At 52.9% G+C, this 18,873-nt stretch carries 14 protein-coding genes; 12 read left to right on the plus strand and 2 right to left on the minus strand.

The genetic code is table 11. The annotated features are described in order from the left end of the window. Positions 1–339 precede the first annotated feature (339 nt). From mnmE to AC23NW_RS17965, 4 genes are all read left to right on the plus strand, one after another. On the plus strand, positions 340–1,713 hold the full coding sequence (mnmE, locus tag AC23NW_RS17950) for a tRNA uridine-5-carboxymethylaminomethyl(34) synthesis GTPase MnmE (RefSeq protein WP_487451167.1): 1,374 nt from the start codon (positions 340–342) through the stop codon (positions 1,711–1,713). Between the two features lie 529 nt (positions 1,714–2,242). Next, on the plus strand, positions 2,243–2,764 hold the full coding sequence (locus tag AC23NW_RS17955; protein WP_487451025.1) for a DUF6985 domain-containing protein: 522 nt from the start codon (positions 2,243–2,245) through the stop codon (positions 2,762–2,764). 310 nt (positions 2,765–3,074) lie between these two features. Next, a complete protein-coding gene (locus tag AC23NW_RS17960) occupies positions 3,075–3,911 on the plus strand; it encodes a DCL family protein (RefSeq protein ID WP_487451026.1) in 837 nt (278 codons plus the stop codon). Continuing rightward, on the plus strand, positions 3,908–4,045 hold the full coding sequence (locus AC23NW_RS17965) for a hypothetical protein (protein ID WP_487451027.1): 138 nt from the start codon (positions 3,908–3,910) through the stop codon (positions 4,043–4,045). The genes AC23NW_RS17960 and AC23NW_RS17965 overlap by 4 nt, the downstream gene beginning before the upstream one ends. Here AC23NW_RS17965 and AC23NW_RS17970 read toward each other — a convergent pair. After that, entirely contained in the window at positions 4,018–4,218 is a 201-nt protein-coding gene (locus tag AC23NW_RS17970) for a hypothetical protein (protein WP_487451028.1), read from the minus strand. The two genes, AC23NW_RS17965 and AC23NW_RS17970, sit on opposite strands and share 28 nt — an antisense overlap. A gap of 213 nt (positions 4,219–4,431) precedes the next feature. Here AC23NW_RS17970 and AC23NW_RS17975 point away from each other — a divergent pair, with 213 nt between their 5' ends. The 8 genes from AC23NW_RS17975 (at position 4,432) to AC23NW_RS18010 (ending at position 17,657) form a co-directional block, all read left to right on the plus strand. Next, on the plus strand, positions 4,432–5,283 hold the full coding sequence (locus AC23NW_RS17975; protein ID WP_487451030.1) for a glycosyltransferase: 852 nt from the start codon (positions 4,432–4,434) through the stop codon (positions 5,281–5,283). Positions 5,284–5,355: 72 nt separating this feature from the next. Continuing rightward, positions 5,356–7,812, plus strand: a complete 2,457-nt coding sequence (locus AC23NW_RS17980; RefSeq protein ID WP_487451031.1) for a TonB-dependent receptor — start codon at positions 5,356–5,358, stop codon at positions 7,810–7,812. Positions 7,813–8,139: 327 nt separating this feature from the next. After that, entirely contained in the window at positions 8,140–8,841 is a 702-nt protein-coding gene (locus AC23NW_RS17985; protein ID WP_293839849.1) for an RNA polymerase sigma-70 factor, read from the plus strand. Next, positions 8,838–9,845, plus strand: coding sequence for a FecR family protein (locus AC23NW_RS17990; RefSeq protein WP_487451033.1), 1,008 nt, complete (start codon positions 8,838–8,840; stop codon positions 9,843–9,845). Before AC23NW_RS17985 ends, AC23NW_RS17990 begins: the two co-directional genes overlap by 4 nt. A gap of 37 nt (positions 9,846–9,882) precedes the next feature. After that, positions 9,883–13,368, plus strand: coding sequence for a SusC/RagA family TonB-linked outer membrane protein (locus AC23NW_RS17995; RefSeq protein ID WP_487451034.1), 3,486 nt, complete (start codon positions 9,883–9,885; stop codon positions 13,366–13,368). A gap of 31 nt (positions 13,369–13,399) precedes the next feature. After that, a complete protein-coding gene (locus tag AC23NW_RS18000; RefSeq protein WP_487451035.1) occupies positions 13,400–14,863 on the plus strand; it encodes a RagB/SusD family nutrient uptake outer membrane protein in 1,464 nt (487 codons plus the stop codon). Positions 14,864–14,884: 21 nt separating this feature from the next. Then, positions 14,885–15,946, plus strand: a complete 1,062-nt coding sequence (locus AC23NW_RS18005) for a cellulase family glycosylhydrolase (protein WP_487451037.1) — start codon at positions 14,885–14,887, stop codon at positions 15,944–15,946. Position 15,947: 1 nt separating this feature from the next. Beyond that, positions 15,948–17,657: an arylsulfatase gene (locus AC23NW_RS18010; protein ID WP_487451038.1), complete on the plus strand. Its 1,710-nt coding sequence runs from the start codon at positions 15,948–15,950 to the stop codon at positions 17,655–17,657. 143 nt (positions 17,658–17,800) lie between these two features. Here AC23NW_RS18010 and AC23NW_RS18015 read toward each other — a convergent pair whose 3' ends face one another. Then, positions 17,801–18,349 (minus strand): hypothetical protein, encoded by a 549-nt coding sequence (locus AC23NW_RS18015; RefSeq protein ID WP_487451039.1) that lies wholly within the window; start codon positions 18,347–18,349, stop codon positions 17,801–17,803. Positions 18,350–18,873 lie beyond the last annotated feature (524 nt).

The following is an 18,873-nucleotide window of genomic DNA, read 5'->3' on the forward strand; positions in this document are numbered from 1 at the left end:
TGCCTTTGTGGCCCCGCTTACTTTGATTTGTGGTAACCACGAAGACATGGAGAACCTAAGCGGCACGAAGGGGAAAATCTTAGTGCTCCTTCGGTGCTTAGTGCCTTTGTGGCCCCGCTTACTTTGATTTGTGGTAACCACGAAGACATGGAGAACCTAAGCGGCACGAAGGGGAAAACCTTAGTGCTTCTTTGGTACATAGTGCCTTTGTGGTCCTACTTACTTTGATTTGCGGTAACCACGAAGGCAGTAAGAACCTAAGCGGCACGAAGGGGAAAAAACTTAGTGCTCCTTCGGTGCTTAGTGCCTTTGTGGCCCCGCTTAATACATACAACATTGATTTTTCAGTTAGAACCAATAGCGGCTTTGGCCACGGCTCCGGGAATAGGAGCCATCGCGGTGATCCGCGTATCGGGGGAAGGGTCCGTTGACCTGACCAACCGGATTTTCCGCGGAAAAGACTTAACACAACAAGCCAGCCATACGGCCCACTTCGGGACGCTGCGTACGCGCGAGGGAGCGATTATCGACGAGGTGCTGGTAACGGTATTCCGCGCGCCGAAGTCGTTTACCAAAGAAGACGTGGTCGAAATCTCGTGCCACGGCTCCGAATACATCATCCGGCAGATTTTGCAGCGCCTGACGCAGGAGGGGGCGCGCCTTGCCCGTCCGGGTGAGTTTACGCAGCGGGCGTTCCTGAACGGTCAGTTTGATCTGGTGCAGGCCGAAGCCGTTGCCGACCTGATTGCCTCTGACTCGGAAGCGAGCCACCGCACGGCCATGACGCAGCTGCGGGGCGGCTTTTCGAAAAAGCTGAAAGAACTCCGTCAGCAACTGATTGATTTTGTGGCGCTGGTGGAGCTGGAGCTGGACTTTGGCGAAGAAGATGTGGAGTTTGCCAAACGCGATCAGTTACGGACGCTGATGCTTAGCATCCGGCAGGTAGTGCGGCCGTTGATTGAGTCGTTTGCGACGGGCAACGCCATCAAAAACGGGGTGCCGACGGTGATTATCGGCAAGCCCAACGCCGGTAAGTCGACGCTGCTGAATGCGCTGCTGAACGAGGACAAAGCGATTGTGTCGGACATTCCGGGAACGACCCGCGACGTGATTGAGGACGAGCTGTTTATCGAAGGCATCCGTTTCCGGCTGATCGATACGGCAGGGCTGCGGCAAACGACGGACACTATTGAGGCCATCGGCGTGGAGCGGACCATGCAGCAGCTCGACAAAGCGGCACTGGCCATTTACCTCTTCGACGCGGCCGAAAACAGCGAAACGGACATCCGCGCGGTGCAGACCGACCTACAAGCGCGCAACATCCCGTATCTGCTGGTGGCCAACAAGACCGACAAGCTCACCGAAGCCGCCCTCGCCGACTGGCAGGAAACCTTCGGCGACGATCTGGTGCAGCTACAGGCCAACACCGGTGCCGGGCTGGAGGCGATGAAAACCCGCCTGACCGACTTTGTGAAGCGCGGCGCGACGCTTGCTGACACCACTTTGGTGACCAACGCCCGGCACATGGAGCACCTGACGGCCACCGACGACGCCATCAGCCGCGCTATCATCGGCCTCGACGGCGGCGTATCGGCTGACTGGCTGGCCATGGACCTCCGCGCGGCCCTCCGCCACCTCGGCGAGATCACCGGCGAGATCACCACGAATGATCTGCTGGACTCGATTTTTAGTAGGTTTTGTATCGGAAAGTAGGCTTACACAATATTCCGAAAACGCATGAGGCCCTGAAAAGGGCCTTTTTTGTTGGTTTTGGGTGGGAATGACAGGCAATAAAGTGATGCTTGCCGCTGTCGCAAAGCTAGAGCTTTGATTTAGAACAAAAGACGATACTCTTCAGGATCAGAGTATTGATCAGGGCTTTTTAGGTATACGGTACATATAAGTGATTGTTTTGTCAACGGGAAATCCCCCGTTGACAATTTTGGGTATATTTTCATAATTGCATTAGAATCGGGTTAGCTGTGACTATCGGGGGAGTACTCAGTATGAATTTGCTGATAGTTAGTAGATTAACATTTATTGATTTTGGGTGTGTTGGTATGTTGAGCCAAGTCTGTGTAGGGCGTTCATTGGCAGATTGCCGCTGACAAGCATAGTAGTTTTACAGTCAGCGTTTTTTGCTCGTTAGTCAGATTCCGGTCGGCAAGCATAACTTGAGATTTTGGTAAAGGTCTGAGTCTGGCAGTTTTCATTTGAATACAAATATTACTCCATTTATAGTATGCTGAATCTTAAATTCGATGACTTCATCGCCACTATTCAACTACCGGTTCTAACTCAAAAAGAAATTCCAGAACCAGCACATTACGGCTCAAACAATCTAAACTCAAAAAATAGAAGCGATGGTATTGTACCGCTCACACTTAGCGATTCTAAAAACTGCTATTCAATTGAGTTGACGCAAGAACAAATAAACGCTTTGATCTACTTGACTGAGCACCAGCAAGAAATTCTTGAATTAGTTTATGATTACACGAAGAACACCTTGTATCCCGTCTGGATTGACTGGATTGGATATGATGATTTTTTGTTTCCAGAACTGTTGTCTATAAATGACCTTAAACAGGCATTGGCTATCAGCGATCTGATAGTGTATGAAGCCCACAAGGAAAACTTCTCATACATTGACATTACTTTTGAATTTCTTCCCGACCAGGAGCATGGAGTTACTTTAACTTTACACAAGTCGCGTATTGTGGGATGGGCACCTGGCTACGGTTGCTTTAGCGCGTTAGAAAGTTAAGTGTTATAAATTCAAGCTTGCGGTGGACAGGTAGCACCCCTGTACTCTGAGTTTGGCTGCCCAACGAAATGGATGTGTAAAGATGCAGGTACGTGTTTTCCGGTAAGTTTCTCGCCCGCCATCAACACCCGTTGGCTTTGGGTGAATCGGCCAAGCAGTGCTTCCATTTCGGGATTGCGGTCGACAGGTTGCAGACCGCAGAGAGCAGCGTTTATGCATCACTTTCCGGGTTCCGGACGACAAGGAGAACAACTGAGTTGGAAAAATAAACGTATCAGGCGGGTTACTGCTGGTAAAAGGAATAGAAAGAATGGCACGACCGCTCAAAATAGGCAAAAACGAGTTTAAGTTTAAGAAAGATGCACTTGCTTACTACAAAGCAATTTTGAATGCTTACAACTTCGGAGAATCATTGAGTGGGTCTGATTTTCAGGCGGTTGCTGGTCTTCTCGAATATGACTATTTGAACTCTCTTGCAGTGGATGAAGAGACAGAGCAGGAAAGTGAGGATGCAGAAGAAGCGGGCGAAAATAACTTAGATGAGGACGAAGATGAATTCTATATAAAAGATATTCAAGTAGCGCGTGTTCAGTTTAACACCAAATGCTTCGAGGTCTTCTATGCTGATGATACAAGTCAATATATTTCGTACCTGATGTTGATTAACAATAAGAGGTATGAACCCGAAAAGTTGTTTTACGTAGCTTGCCGAAACTCGGTTCACGCTGATATTCGTGCTGTGAAGCAAGCATATTTTGATACCCACTCTGTCAAAGGCCAGGTAAAGTGTCAGGAAACAGGGATTTTATCCAAGTGGACTGAACTTGCCGTTGACCACCGGCAACCTAATACGTTCTCAATTATCGTTGACCGTTTTAAAGAGGTGATGAATCCGGATTTAGCGGCTATTGAATATACGTCAAATGCCCAAAACCAAATCATTTTCAAAGACGAAAACCTGACTGAACGTTTTAGGGCCTACCACAAGAGTAAGGCTACGTTGCGGTTAGTCAGAAAAGAGTGTAACTCAAGCCGGGCAGCAATGGCACGAGTCAAAAAGACAACGCAGGATTTGACAGTTTCCTCCCCGCCAATTACCCCGTCACCAGCCACATCGGATCCTGCTGAAAGGCTTGCCAGTCGGTGAGCATCCGCCCAGCCCCATGTGCCGTCGTCGCTCAGGTTTTTGAGGAGCCGGTACAGGCCGGCATTCAGGCCCACATCCAGCAGCAGACCCGCTATGCCGAGGGTCGTCAGGACGGTACCGGCGGGGCATACTGACTCATATATGGGCTGTTTACGTCACAGGCAATCTGCGTACCATACCCGTGGCCGGTTTCTCTGCGGTGGCGGGCGTCGGCCAAAAGCAGGCTGCCCAGCCCCTGGTTATCGTCGATTCCGCCGTCCATCAGCCCGAATACAATCGCATCCGCTTCGGGTTGGGGCGAGGCCACCGGCGTGAGCCGGGGCTCAATGGTCCGTAAGTGTTGTTGTCAATTCGGGTTTTTCTATCACAATGCAACAACCATCATAAACACAACTAGGTCTGGAAATGACTAGCAAGAATTGTAGCAAAAGTGCATAGCTGGTATTTTTGTAAACAAAAATACATATAATTGTATATTTAATTTCCTGATCGGCATACACACCTTATAATACGTTGCTAAATGATCCACCAGTGCCTGATTGTAATTGTACTCTATAAAATACCTTTAAAAAAGTCCGCTACCTACGCCTCGCTGGTTCAGGCGATCAATAGCCTGACGCCTGCCCCAATCGTTGATCTGTATGTGTACGATAATAGCCCTGCCGCTACACTTATCCCCACATCAATGGACGACCGGCTTACAATCCATTACGTCTCTAACCCTGCTAATCCGGGTGTAAGCAAAGCCTATAACCAGGCAGCGAAGCTGGCGTCTGGTCTCGGAAAACAGTGGATGATGCTACTTGATCAGGATACCGTATTACCGCCCGATGCATTGACTGCCTACCAGGCGTCCGTTGACAGATTTCCGGAAATTTCGCTGCATGTGCCGCAACTATATGTCAACGGTGTGCTGAACTCTCCTTGTAAATACAGGCTGTTACGGGGGAGCCATCTGCCCTTTATCCAGCCTGGCGAGCATGAAGTTAAAGGGCTTAATATCCTGAATAGTGGCGTTCTTATTAAGACCAATGCCTTCAATACCGCAGGAGGATATAATGAAGAAATCCGCCTCTACTTCAGTGATTTCGACTTTTTTGACCGTTATAAGCGCGTTTATCCGGCGTTTGCGGTGACTGATAGTCGCTTTACACACTTTTTGGAGAGTGGCAATTATCAGGATATTGATACCAGCCTTTTCCGGTTCGGGTTATACTGCGAAGGCGCTTACCAGGCTGGACGACAAAGCCTTGTAAAACGTGTAGGTTATTTTCTGACGGTAGGGCTACGTAGTATCAAAATGGCATTCCGCCTGCGTAGTACTGCTTTTATCAGCGTGTTTCTCGAACAATGGATACGGCCGCAGTCATAAAATAAACTAAGGGTAAAGACCACTATTGTTGACATACGAGTATATGCCAGCCTGAAAGGTACTTATACTGCTATGAAACGATCTTTATCAGGCTTTTGCGGCCTGTTATGCTGCATCACGCAACTTGCTTTCGCCCAGACAATCGTCACCGGAACGGTGGTCGACAAGACCTCCGCGAAACCCGTACCCTTTGTGAGCGTGGCGCTCTATCGCCTGCCCGATTCGGTGGCCGTTGCCGGAGAAGTGACTGATTCGGTCGGGCATTTCCGGATTCCCAACGTGAAGGCTGGTAATTATAGTCTCCGTACGTTTCTGGTTGGTTATCAACCGCTCAGGAAGCCACTGAAAATAAGCCGCGATCAGGCACTGGACCTTGGTATGCTGATGGTAGAGGTCGATACCCGCCTGCTGACGGAGGTTAAGGTCACCGGTCAGCGGGAGGCACTGACGATTAAAACCGACCGGCAGTCGTATCGGGCCGCTCAGTTCGGGGCGGCGGCCGGTGGTACGGCCACGGACCTGCTGCGCAACCTGCCCGGCCTGACCATCAATGCTGAGGGCGATGTAAGCCTGCGCGGCACAAACGGCTTTCTGGTGCTGCTCAACGGCAAGCCGGTACAGGCCAATCTGGGAACCCTGCTGAATCAGTTGCCTGCCAACAGCATTGAGTCGATTGAGGTTATCACAACTCCGAACGCACAGTTTGACCCCGACGGCAAGGCGGGCATCATTGCCATCGTTACCAAAAAAGGCGTTGATAAGGGCTGGTCGGCAGTCGTGAACGGCATGCTCGGATTACCTTCTGTCAACGACTTTGGCAATGCCCGTGGCCCCGTGCGTTACAGCCCCGATATGACCCTCAACTACCGGTCGGCCAAATGGGACCTGAGTCTTAGTTCGGCCTATATCCGCAATGACATTGCCGGTCGCCGGGTCGGGGATGTCAGCACGACGCTCAATAACCGCATTACCCGTTTTCCGTCGGAAGGCGAACGGAGTTTCGACCGCCATACGCTCACCAACCGGCTGGCCGTTGCCTATACGCCCTCGGCGCGGTCGTCGTGGAATCTGGGGCTGTACCAAAGCCACCGCACCGAAGACCGCATTGCCGATCTGTTTTACCGGAACACAACCCTCGACGCAACTACCGGTCAGCTGCTGAACCAGCGCGCGTATTTTAACGCTAACCTCGTCCGGAAGCAGGGCGATTTTTATACCGTCAGCCTCGACCATACCCATACATTTACCCGAAAAGCGACGCTGAATGCGGGACTGTTGTATGAGTATGACCGCATCGGCGGCTTTACCAGCAACCGCAACCTGAACCAGACAAATTACCGCGACACGCTACAGTTTTCGTATTCAACCACCAGCCGGCCGATTCAGAACCTACGGGGCAATCTGGACCTGAGCGTACCGCTTTGGGGCGGCAAATGGGAGAGTGGGTACCAGCTACGCTACCAGCAGGATGCGGGTGATTACCGTTACTGGCAGCAGGATGGCAACCGGCAGCCGTATCGCCTGGTGCCTGCCTTTACCGGAACCACTACGATTGACAACCGGATTCATAGTCTCTATATGCAGTTTGGCAAGACGCAGAAGCGGTTGAACTATACCGTTGGTCTGCGTTACGAATACGCCAGCCGGACGGTAACGTCACTACCGGCCAACCAGACGTATTTGCTGCAGTTGAATAACCTGTTTCCTTCGTTCAACCTGCAATTTAAACCAAAGGCAGGACTGGCATTCCGGGCAGGTTATAGCCGCCGGGTGCAGCGCAACAGCAATTTTGCCCTGAATCCGCTGCCGGAGCGCGAGCATTCTGAAACACTTGAACAGGGTGATCCGAACCTGTTGCCGGAGTTTGTAAATCTGGCCGAAATCGGTGCCAGCAAAGAAATCGGCCGCAATACGCTGCTGCTGACGGCCTATTATCAGGGTGTACAAAACGTGGTGAACCGTGTGAACCGCGTGTATACCGATACCATTCTGAGCCGGATTTTTACCAATGCCGGACTGGCGCAGCGGGTAGGGGTAGAGGTGGCCGCCGACCTGAAACTGACGAAAAAATGGTCGCTGTTTGCGGGTGGAACCCTGTACCGCTACCACCAGAATGGCCAGTTGTTTCAGAATGACGTAATTGTGGCGCAAAAGGCCTGGGTCTATTCGTTCAATGCCAATACCAACCTGCAACTGTCGCCGACCTGGTCGGTGCAGGCCAACGTCAACTACCTGTCGAAGCGCGTAACGGCTCAGGGCGAAGACTCCCGCTTTCTGACGCCGAATCTGCTGGTGAAAAAGAGTTTTCTGGCAAACCGGCTGACTATGATGCTTCAATGGCAGAACATCAGCATGGGTTGGTTGCCAGCCAATGAGCAGCGTATCACCACCTACGGCCGGAATTTTTACACCACAACCAACTACATTCAGGAGAAAGACATGTTTCTGCTGAACCTGAGCTATACCTTCCGGCAACTGAGCAAACGGGCGAAGCTGCCGGCCAATGAGTATGGCGACAAGGAATTTTAGGCATTTTTGATACGTTTGTTTGGTCGTAAGTTATTTGCTTTGCACTTTTAAGCCAACAATAGCCGGTCTCGCGACTGGCTATGTTTTTTTTATTAATTACTATAAATTCTATAGAGTTTAAAGTTTTTACTGCGTGTACAGTTACGGGTGGGCATGGAGGTGAAGGGCGACCACGTGGGGTCGCCCGTACGTATAGCTATTGTAAATCAATGATTTATGGAAGAGGATGAATCGCTGCCTCCGAATAATGAAAAAAAATCTACGAATCGACTAAGGGGGGAGGCTGCAAATGCGGACTTAGAGATAGGTGATGATGATTTGACCGTAATGGCTGATAAACAACCCAATCTTGCTGTATCAACGAATCCGTTCGGAAAAGCATCCGGCGATCCGGTGCTGATGGATCCTGAATTTATGATTCGTCAGGCCTTTAGCGAAGATGCCCGCCGTGGCTACGAACTGCTGTTCCGGCGGTACTACCGGCCGTTATGCAGTCAGGCTGCCCGGTTTGTGCATTCGCGGACGATTGCCGAGGACCTGGTGAGTGAAGTGTTTCTCAGCTTCTGGAAAAATCAGGTGCATTTACAGATCAACACCTCGTTTCAGGGGTATCTGTACAGCGCGGTCCGGAAGCGGTCGTATTCGCACCTGCGGCAGGAGTTTAATCTGGATGCCGTACCGGTCGATGATCAGACCGACCGCGAACGGCTGGATACGGGCCATGTCCAGAATCCGGAGCAGTTGCTGCAATATACCGAACTGTATCAGCGGATTGAAGAGACCGTGCGCCTGTTGCCGCCGCAGTGCCAGCGTGTGTTTGTCATGAGCCGCTTTGAAGGCAAAAAACACCGTGAAATTGCGGATGAGCTTCAGATTTCGCCTAAAACGATTGAAGCGCATCTGAGCCGTGCTTTATCGCAACTGCGGCAAACCCTGCGTATGGGGCTTTTCTGCGGGCTGCTGCTGCTGAGTCAGCCCAACGAATGGCCGGTTTCGTCTGTATCCTCACTAACCACGTTAACGGAATGAACAAGGTCACGATGAAAGAAACGTTGTTTGAGCACTTCAGCGGGCGGGCCACACCCTTACAACGGACCATGATTGCGGAATGGCTGCAACAGCCGGAAAATCAGCTGACGTATATGACGTGGCTGGACGAATGGGAGCGCCAGCACCTGCAGTACCTGGCCGACGAAGATACGGCCTTTACGCAACTGTCGGCGCGGATTGCCGAAATGGAACAGCAGGGGGCTGCCACCGAAACGCCGCCCATGCCGATTATCCGGCGGTTGGGCTTTTTCGGGCCGTCGCGCTGGCTGATTGCGGCTTCCGTTACGGTATTGCTGGGTCTCGGCACGTACCTGCTGCGTAACCGGATTATGTTTACCGTGGTGGAAACGGCTTACGGTGAAACCCGCCGGTTTACCCTGCCCGACGGCTCCGACGTGACCCTCAACGCCCATTCGAGCCTGCGCCTGCCACGGTTCGGCTTCGGCGACAAATCCCGCACCGTCTGGCTGACCGGAGAGGCGGCGTTCAGCGTGCGGCACACGGCTACCCACCAGCGGTTTATTGTGCATACCCACCGCGGACTGGACATCGAAGTGCTTGGTACTGAGTTTAATGTCTATGATCGCCCGGGCGGGACAAAGGTTGTGCTCAGCAAGGGCGCCATTCAGCTGAATTACCGGAATGCGGCAAAAACGGAGCAGAAACTGCGGCTGAAGCCGGGTGATGCCGTAAGCGTCAATGCAGCAGGCCGGCTGGAACAGAGCCATCTGCCCGAACCGGCCGTTAGTACGGCATGGCGCGAACACCGGTTTGTGTTTAAACGTACTCCTGTCAGCGAAATCGCTGAGCTGCTGCGCGATAATTATAACCTCGATGTAGTGCTGAAAGATCCGGAGCTGGCCAATCGTACCGTATCGGGTTCATTTCAGGCCGATAACGCCGATGAGTTTCTTCAGGTAGTGGCTGAGCTGCTCGAAATCAACTACCGCCAAAAAGAGAACACCGTCACTTTTTTTGAATAACTAACTGACTTACTTACTCTTTCCGAATAACTTACTTATGCGTTCACATGTACTTTCATCTGGACTGCCTGTCCTGCTTGTAGGCATACTGCTCAGTGGGCCACAGCCTGCCAGCGGACAGATTATGGCCATGGCCCGGCAACAGTCACGTACGTCGGGCAGTACGCCGGCAGTAGTAACCCACCGGCTGGCCGATGCGTTAAACGAACTGAAAAGCCGCTATCGGGCAGACATTCTGTTCGAAGACCGGACGGTTGCGAACCTTACGGTAGCCGCCGATGCACTGGCCGGTACAACGTCGCTGGAGGTAGCGTTGGGCCGCCTGCTGAAACCGTTCAATCTGCGGTATAAACAGGTGAAACCGGGTACGTGGGTGGTTCTGGCACGCAAATCGTCGGCTTCGGCTAACGACGCCCGATTTCCCGCCCAAAGCGAACCGGCTTCCGGCCCGATGGAAGCCAATGCCCCCGCCAACGAAAATACAACCACCGGCGCCATAGCCGCTGCGGCCGAACGTCCGGCCGACATCACAGTAAACGGGACGGTGACCGGTGCGGACAATAATGCCGCGCTGCCCGGCGTCAGTGTTGTGGTGAAAGGCACCAGCCGTGGTACGACCACCGACGCGCAGGGCCGTTACTCGCTCCGGATTCCGGAACCGGCCGGCGCGGTAGTGCTGGTGTTCTCCTATGTTGGCTATGTCGCGCAGGAGGTTTCGCTCAGCAACCGTTCAGAGGTAAACGTCCAGCTGAAAGAAGACAATCAGTCGCTGAATGAGGTAGTGGTGGTTGGGTACGGTACCGTGCGGAAAAGCGACCTGACCGGTTCGGTAACGTCGCTGAAAGCCCAGGACCTGACACGGGGCGCCAACGTAAACCTCCAGCAAACACTGGCAGGCCGGTCGCCGGGCGTGCAGATTTACCAGAAAAGCGGGGAGCCTGGCTCCGCCATGAGCGTGCAGATTCGTGGCATTACGTCGATCACGGGCAATAACGACCCCTTGTACGTAGTGGACGGGTTACCGGTGAACGATGCGGCGGCCATCGGGTCGGCCAGTGCAGGCGGTACAACCAGCAACCCGAACAACCGGACGCCGCTGAATAGCCTGAATCCGGCTGATATTGAGTCAATTGAAATCCTGAAAGATGCCTCGGCTACGGCCATTTACGGCTCGCGGGGCGCCAACGGGGTGGTTTTGATTACAACCAAAAAAGGCAAGGACGGCAAGCTGAAAGTTGAATACAATGGTTCGTACGGGGTACAGAAAGTAGCGAATACGCAGCGCTTTATGACCGGTACGGAATATACTGACGTAATCAACTCGATCATTGATCTGGGTAAGCTGACAACGCCGAAAGTAACCGGTACCAACAGCAATACCGACTGGCAGCGTCTGCTGCTGCGTGACGCGCCGATTCAGACCCACGACCTGTCGTTCAGCGGGGCGGGCGCCAATACAAAATACTACATCTCAGCCGGTTATTACAATCAGGACGGGATTATGCTCAACTCGGCTACGCGGCGTTACAATGCGCGGGTAAATCTCGAAAACGGGGTTGCGCAGAAGTACAATGTCGGCATTAGCCTGGCAACGGCCTACACCCGCGATTACTACAACGCAACCGGTGTCGGGCTGAACGATAACGCCAGTGCGTTGTACATGGCCCAGAACTACGATCCGACAGTACCGGCTTATAACCCTGACGGGACGTACTACCGCTCTTCACTGATGGCACCCATGGACAGCCCGCTGGCCGTCATCAACGGGCAGTATGGAATGGGCGACACGTACCGGACGTTCGGCAATATGTTTGCCGAGTATTTTCTGATGCCGTCGCTGTCGGCCAAGGTACGCGTCGGGATCGACCTGAACGACAACCAGCGTTATTTCTGGATTGACCCGACCACACTGACCGGTTTGTCATACAACGGCTATGCCGACGTGCGGGACGGGAAACGCGGCTACTACCTGACCGAGGGAACGCTGAATTACAACAAGGAAGTTAAGAATCACCGCATTACGGCGGTGGCGGGGGCAACCTACGAGCGTTATACGTCCAGCAGCCTGATCGCCAACTCACGGTCGTTCTCGCTGCCTGACCTGACATTCAATGCTTTAGGTACCGGCGATAACACGCTGAACGGCGTGGGTAGCGGGCGTCAGGAAAACAAACTGGTATCGTTTCTGGGGCGGGTCAACTATTCGTTCATGAGCAAATACCTGCTGACGCTCTCGGTTCGGGCGGATGGTTCGGCGCGGTTTGGCCCGAATAAGCGGTTTGGCTACTTCCCGTCGGCAGCGTTTGCGTGGCGGGCTATTGAGGAAAATTTCCTGAAAAACATCAAAGGCCTGAGCGACCTGAAATTCCGTGCCAGCTACGGAGCCACCGGTAACCAGCCGACGATTAATTACCTCTATTTCTCCACCTTCTCGGCGGGCCGTAACGCGGTCTTCAACGGCAACCGGGTCAGCTCGCTGCAACCGTCGCGCAGCGCCAATCCCGATTTGCAGTGGGAATCAGCGGTGCAGGCCGACATTGGGTTTGACTTCGGATTTTTCAATAACCGCCTGACAGGCAGCATAGATTACTACAACCGGAAAACCTCAAAACTGCTCTACGACATTCCGCAGCCGGTCAGTACCGGATTCGGTAGCCGGATTGAAAACGTCGGCAGTATGCGCAATACCGGTATCGAACTGGCGCTGAAAGGCGTGGCCGTTGACCGCAAGGACTTCCGGGTAGATGTCGGGTTTAACATCACTACCCTGAAAAACCGTGTGCTGAGTCTGGGTAAGGTGTCGCAGTTTATCGGTTCGGGTCCGGGCAGTATCGGGCAGGTGAGCATCCTGAAACCGGGCGAATCCATCGGCTCCTTCTATGGCTATCTGGTAGACGGCGTGTGGCAAACCGGCGATGATTTCGGTCAGGCGCAGTCGGGTGTCCGTCCGGGCGATCTGAAATACCGCGATCTGGACGGCAACAAGGTGATCAACGCCAGCGACCGCGTTATTCTGGGTAAGTCACTGCCGGATTTCTACTATGGGTTCAATACCAGCGTGTCCTACAAAACGCTGATTCTGGATATTTTCTTTGAAGGATCACATGGCGCTAAGATGCTGAACAGTAGCCTGGTTGATGCCTACTATCCGGTTGATTACCGCCGGAACAAACTGGCTGTGCCCTACCTGAACCGATGGACACCGACCAACCCGACCAACGACTATCCATCGTTCCTGCCGAATGATGTGCAGGGTCAGCGGCAGGTGACCAACAAAACGGTCGAAGACGCATCCTATCTGCGGGTGCAGGCGGTGCGCCTGTCCTACAAGCTGCCCTTACCGAAAAACCGGTTTCTCAGCGGTGCCTCTGTTTTCCTGAATGGTCAGAATCTGTACAACTTCACGAAGTATACGGGCTCCGATCCGGCAGCGAACGCTCTCGGCGACAACATCTTACGGATCGATTACAACACCTATCCGTTGACCCGGACATTTACGGCAGGACTTAATCTGCAGCTGTAGGCAAAACCGTAACGCATAACAATCATCCGACATGAAAAAGGCATACAATTATATCGCTTCTCTTGCGCTGGTTTTCGCCCTGACATCCTGTGAAAAAGCGCTGGAAGTAGCCCCCCGCTCTGAGTTTTCGCCGGGCAACGTCCTAACGACCGAGAGCGGCATTAAAGCCCTGCTGTTTTCGGCCTATGCGCAGGCACAGACCCAGACCAATTCACGGTATGTGATTAACGACTCTGAGGTGTCTACCGATATGGGTTTTAATACGGGTGGGGCTGAAAACGGTCAGCTGATCCAGATCATTAACTTTACCTGGGACCCTACACTCGGTACGTTCAACGACGATATGTGGGCGCCCAACTACCGCACTATTCGCGACGCCAACGGGGTGGTAGAGAATATCGACAAGGTAACGGCGGCTGATGCGGTGAAAAAACTGTATAAAGCCGAGGCCCGTGTGCTGCGTGCCCATGCTTATGCGCTGCTGTACAGTTTCTTCGGACCGGTGCCGCTTCGGACCTCAACGACGCAGCCGTCCGAACTGGCCCGCGCCAGTGACGCCGAGATGCTGGCATTTATCGAAAAGGAAATAACCGAATCCCTGGCGGATCTGCCCGATCCGGGGAAGGAAGAAGCCTATGGTCGCCTGAATAAGGGTGTCGCCAACAGCATGCTGGCCAAGTTTTTCCTGAATACAAAACAGTGGCAGAAAGCCGCCAATTCGGCTAAGGCCGTTATGGATCTCAACTATTACGCCCTGAACCCTGATTTTGCGGGTATGTTCCGGATTGAAAACGAAGGGGCGGCCAATAAGGAAATGATTCTGGTGTTGCAGTGCCGTCCGGAAGATCCGTTCGGCAACTGGTATCAGGCCGGTGCCCTGCCACCTGCCTATAAAAGCAGCCCGCAGTTCCCGAACTTCACCTATAAATCAACCATGTCGAACTTTGCCACGCAATACCGGTTACGGACGGCCTTTACGAGCAGCTTTGCGGCGGCCGACAAGCGGTTGCAGCTGATCTGTACGAGCTACGTAAACAGCAGCAACCAGACCATTGACCTGTCGACGGGCGACAACGCGCGCAGCTTTAAATACTGGGATAACAACACAGTGGGCAACAACAGCGGCAATGACGTGCCGGTATACCGGTATGCCGACATTCTGCTGGCCCGTGCCGAGGCTCTGAACGAATTGAACGGCCCGACGGCTGAGGCCACCGCGCTCATCAACCAGGTACGTACGCGGGCGGGGATTCCAAACCTGCCGGCTGCCGATGCGGCGACGAAGGAAGCGTTCCGGACAGCCATTTTCCGGGAGCGCGGCTGGGAGTTTGTGTCGGAAGGCAAACGTCGTGAAGATCTGATCCGTCAGGGAACGTTCATTTCCCTGGCACTGGCGCGGGGAGTCACCAACGCTAAGCCCGAGCGGGTCCTGTTCCCGATTCCGCAGGTCGAAATCGACGCTAACAAACTGTGTGTGCAGAATCCGGGGTATTAAGTCATTATACATTAAGTAAACATGCAAAAGACTATTTTAGCTGCCCTGATTGCGGTATTGACCCTGTCAGGCGTATATGCACAGCCACGGTGGACGGCCGCCCAGGCCGATGCGTGGTATAAGAAACAAGGCTGGCTGCGGGGCTGTAACTTTCAGCCGAGCACCGCCATCAACCAGCTGGAAATGTTTCAGGCGGCCACCTACGATCCGCAGACGATTGACCGCGAGTTAGGCTGGGCGCAGGATCTGGGCTTCAACGCAATGCGGGTTTATCTGCACCATGTGGCCTGGACATCTGACCGTGACGGCTTCAAAAAACGGCTGGACGACTACCTCCGGATTTCGGACAAACACGGGATCAAAACCATTCTGGTGTTTTTCGATGATTGCTGGAACGAAACCTATCTGCCCGGCAAACAGCCGGACCCGAAACCCGGCATCCACAACAGCGGCTGGGTCCGCGACCCGGGCGCAATGCTCGACAGCCATCCCGACAGTCTGCCGATGCTGGAGCGTTACGTGAAGGATGTGATGACAACCTTTAAAAACGACAACCGGATTCTGTTGTGGGACCTCTATAACGAACCGGGTAACAACGGCCGTATCAACAAAAGTATGCCGTTGCTGAAAGCCGTTTTTGCGTGGGCGAAGGATGTCAATCCGTCGCAGCCGATCAGTGCCGGATTGTGGAGCTGGGGCCCGAAATTTGACGAACTGAATGCCTTTCAGCGTGAGAATTCCGATGTGGTTACGTATCACCACTATGGCTACAGCGACAAACACCGGCAGATTATCGGTCAGCTCCGCAAACAGGGCCGTCCGCTGATCTGTACGGAATACATGGCCCGCCGCAACGGCAGTCTGTTTCAGACCATTATGCCGATGCTGAAAGAAGAAAACATCGGGGCGATTAACTGGGGATTTGTGGCCGGTAAAACAAATACGATCTTTGCCTGGGGAACGCCAATCCCGGATGGGAAAGAGCCGGACCTGTGGTTCCACGACATTCTCCGGAAAGACGGCTCGCCGTTTAGCCAGGATGAGCTAAAAGTAATTAAAACGTTAACCGGAAAACAGAAATAAGATGAAGAAACGGGGCATTGTCTTGTCGCTCGCCATGACATCGGCCGCAGCCATTCTGGTTTGTACTGGCTTTGACAAAAAAGAGGAAGAAGCACCGGCTGCGGCGCCAAGGCCCAACATTATTGTGGTGATGGCCGATGACCTGGGATTTTCCGATCTGGGCTGTTACGGGAGCGAAATCAAGACCCCGAACCTTGATTATCTGGCTAATAACGGGCTTCGCTATACCCAGTTCTACAATACATCGCGTTGCTGCCCGACCCGCGCCAGTCTGCTGACGGGCCTCTACAACCACCAGGCTGGTATCGGCAAAATGACCGACAACGAGCCCGAATCAGGCTATCGGGGCCGGTTAACCGATAACACGGTAACGCTGGCGGAAGTGTTGAAATCAGCAGGCTATCAGACCGGCATGACCGGCAAGTGGCATGTGTCGAACACCATTGTGCAGAAAAATGCGCAGGATCAGCTCGACTGGCTGAACCACAAAAAGGACTTCGGCGATTTCTCACCTGTTGACCAGTATCCGACCAGCCGCGGGTTCGACCGTTATTTCGGCAACATCTGGGGAGTAGTGGATTTCTTTGATCCGTTTAGTCTCGTGAGCGGTACGAAACCGGTAACGAAGGTGCCGAAGAACTATTACCATACCGATGCCATCAGCGACACAACGGTTGCCTATATTAAGGCGTTTGCCAAATCGAAATCGCCGTTCTTCCTGTATGTGGCCCACACCGCGCCGCACTGGCCCCTGATGGCGCTGCCGGAAGATATCGAGAAATACAAGGACACCTACAAAGGTGGCTGGGACGCGATCCGGAAAGCCCGCTACGACAACATGGTGAAAATGAGTCTGATTGATCCTAAGACTACTAAATTGTCGGAGCGTTTCAAGAGTGATCTGAGCTGGGAAGCCAATCCGGACAAGGAGTGGGATGCCCGTGCGATGGCCGTACACGCGGCCATGATCGACCGGATGGATCAGGGCATTGGCCGCATGATTCAGACCCTGCGCGAGACCGGTCAGCTGGAAAATACGCTGATCGTCTTTTTGTCGGACAACGGTGCGAGTCCGGAGAACTGCGCCGCCTACGGCCCCGGTTTCGACCGCCCGAACCAGACCCGCGACGGCCGCCCGATTTCGTATGATCTGAAAAAGCAGGTGATGCCCGGACCGCAGACCTCGTTTGCATCAATCGGGCAGCGCTGGGCAAATGTCGCCAACACGCCTTATCAGTACTGGAAAGCGGAATCGACCGAAGGGGGTGTGCATACGCCGATGATCGCTTACTGGCCGAAAGGTATTAAGGCAAAAAAAGGCAGTTTCAGCGCGCAGGTGGGCCATGTTATGGACTTTATGAGCACGTTTGTGGAGCTGGCCGGCGCGACGTATCCGGAAACATACCGGGGTCATGCCATTACGCCATCGACGGGTGCGAGCCTGGTGCCGTCATTTGACGGCCGGCCGGTAGTGGGTCATCCGTGGCTGTTCAATGAGCACTTTGGTGCGCGTTACGCACGTTACGGCGACTGGAAGATTGTGGCGTCGGGTCGCGACACCACGTGGCAGCTCTATAATCTGTCTGCCGACCGCACCGAAACGACCGATCTTGCCGCCAAATACCCCGATAAAGTAAAGCAGCTCGACGGCGAATGGCGTAAGTGGGCCGCCGCTCACAGTGTGTTCCCGAAACCGGCTCCGAAGCGGTAAAATCAACTCCCCGTAGTTGTAACTCCCCGAGGGTTCAAAACCGCAGCCGCGGACGGTCGCCAGGTGGCCCTGCCTCGGGGAGTTTTGCTTGTACATGCCTTGGCACCTTCCAGGAAGTTTTAAACTTCCTGGAAGGTGCTATTTTAAATATGATTGCCTTCATAATCAAAAGTATAGCTTCGGCCTTCGAAATCTCTGACCCTAATAGACTCATCGGATAACACACAGCAGGATTCACCATCCGGATTCAGGAAAATGTCTGCTCCATATTGTTTCCAAATAATCTGACCAGCATGACTTAAGCTGGAGATACTACATTCTCCATGTATAATATAGCTGTCTTTATACGGATAAATACCAAAGCAGGCAATATCGTCAACATCAGATTTCCATAGTAGTGTCAAATCCGGTAAGGCCAGACAAAAAATGCAGGCACCGCAACAGATAACAAGTCGGTGCTCCTCTATAATAAATGAGCTGGCAGACAAACCGGTTGCACCGCCCGTATCGCCGATAACTATACTTCGGGATATGTAATCGCCAACGTAGATCTTGATGCCAATACAGGTAGAAAGTGCATGTGGTTCTTCAGGTATGTAGGCAACGTTGTAATGATGTAAATTATCAGCTGATCCGGGTCGGAATGTGGGGTCTTTAGCTAATTCTATACGGTATTTGTTGGTGATAAACATCTTGGTTTTGGTTATTCCTCCGCAATCCCCATTGACCGGTGCTGGCGGGCGTAGTCGGACTGATCGGGCTGCTCAGTCGCGAAACACGCGCGATAATGGGGGGTAGGAAACAGCTAACAAAAAAATAGAAGAGTCTACAAAAATAAAATACTAAACCCCGACCTTCTTATGGTCGGGGTTTTATATGTATAAGTAGTAAATTGCAGTGCCGGTCAACTGTTACCAGCAGCTGACCAGCCCGAAGCCTCGCCGGAGGTTGAGGCATTTTGTTTTACACTCAAATCATAGCCAAATATGAAGAGAGCGAAGACGAGCAACCCGGTAAGGCAAATACTGAGTTGGCTCAAAATGTATCAGCCATTGATACAAACGATCTTTGGCGCGATACGAACTGGCTTTTCAATGTGGATGGATCAGCATCGACATTGATTAAGCTAGTGTTTTGACAGCGCCTCACCCTGCCAAGGTGGGGCGTTTTTACTTGTACCAAATTTGGTACAAAGATAGTTTGAAAAGTATATACT

This window comes from Arsenicibacter sp. R0_47, assembly GCF_057652235.1.

Bases quoted from the DNA above. Each gene is read 5' to 3' on its own strand.
- AC23NW_RS17955 (WP_487451025.1), top strand. From the start codon at position 2,243: ATGCTGAATCTTAAATTCGATGACTTCATCGCCACTATTCAACTACCG.
- AC23NW_RS17960 (WP_487451026.1), top strand. From the start codon at position 3,075: ATGGCACGACCGCTCAAAATAGGCAAAAACGAGTTTAAGTTTAAGAAA.
- AC23NW_RS17975 (WP_487451030.1), top strand. From the start codon at position 4,432: ATGATCCACCAGTGCCTGATTGTAATTGTACTCTATAAAATACCTTTA.
- AC23NW_RS17980 (WP_487451031.1), top strand. From the start codon at position 5,356: ATGAAACGATCTTTATCAGGCTTTTGCGGCCTGTTATGCTGCATCACG.
- AC23NW_RS17985 (WP_293839849.1), top strand. From the start codon at position 8,140: ATGGCTGATAAACAACCCAATCTTGCTGTATCAACGAATCCGTTCGGA.
- AC23NW_RS17990 (WP_487451033.1), top strand. From the start codon at position 8,838: ATGAACAAGGTCACGATGAAAGAAACGTTGTTTGAGCACTTCAGCGGG.
- AC23NW_RS17995 (WP_487451034.1), top strand. From the start codon at position 9,883: ATGCGTTCACATGTACTTTCATCTGGACTGCCTGTCCTGCTTGTAGGC.
- AC23NW_RS18000 (WP_487451035.1), top strand. From the start codon at position 13,400: ATGAAAAAGGCATACAATTATATCGCTTCTCTTGCGCTGGTTTTCGCC.
- AC23NW_RS18005 (WP_487451037.1), top strand. From the start codon at position 14,885: ATGCAAAAGACTATTTTAGCTGCCCTGATTGCGGTATTGACCCTGTCA.
- AC23NW_RS18010 (WP_487451038.1), top strand. From the start codon at position 15,948: ATGAAGAAACGGGGCATTGTCTTGTCGCTCGCCATGACATCGGCCGCA.
- AC23NW_RS18015 (WP_487451039.1), bottom strand. From the start codon at position 18,349: ATGTTTATCACCAACAAATACCGTATAGAATTAGCTAAAGACCCCACA.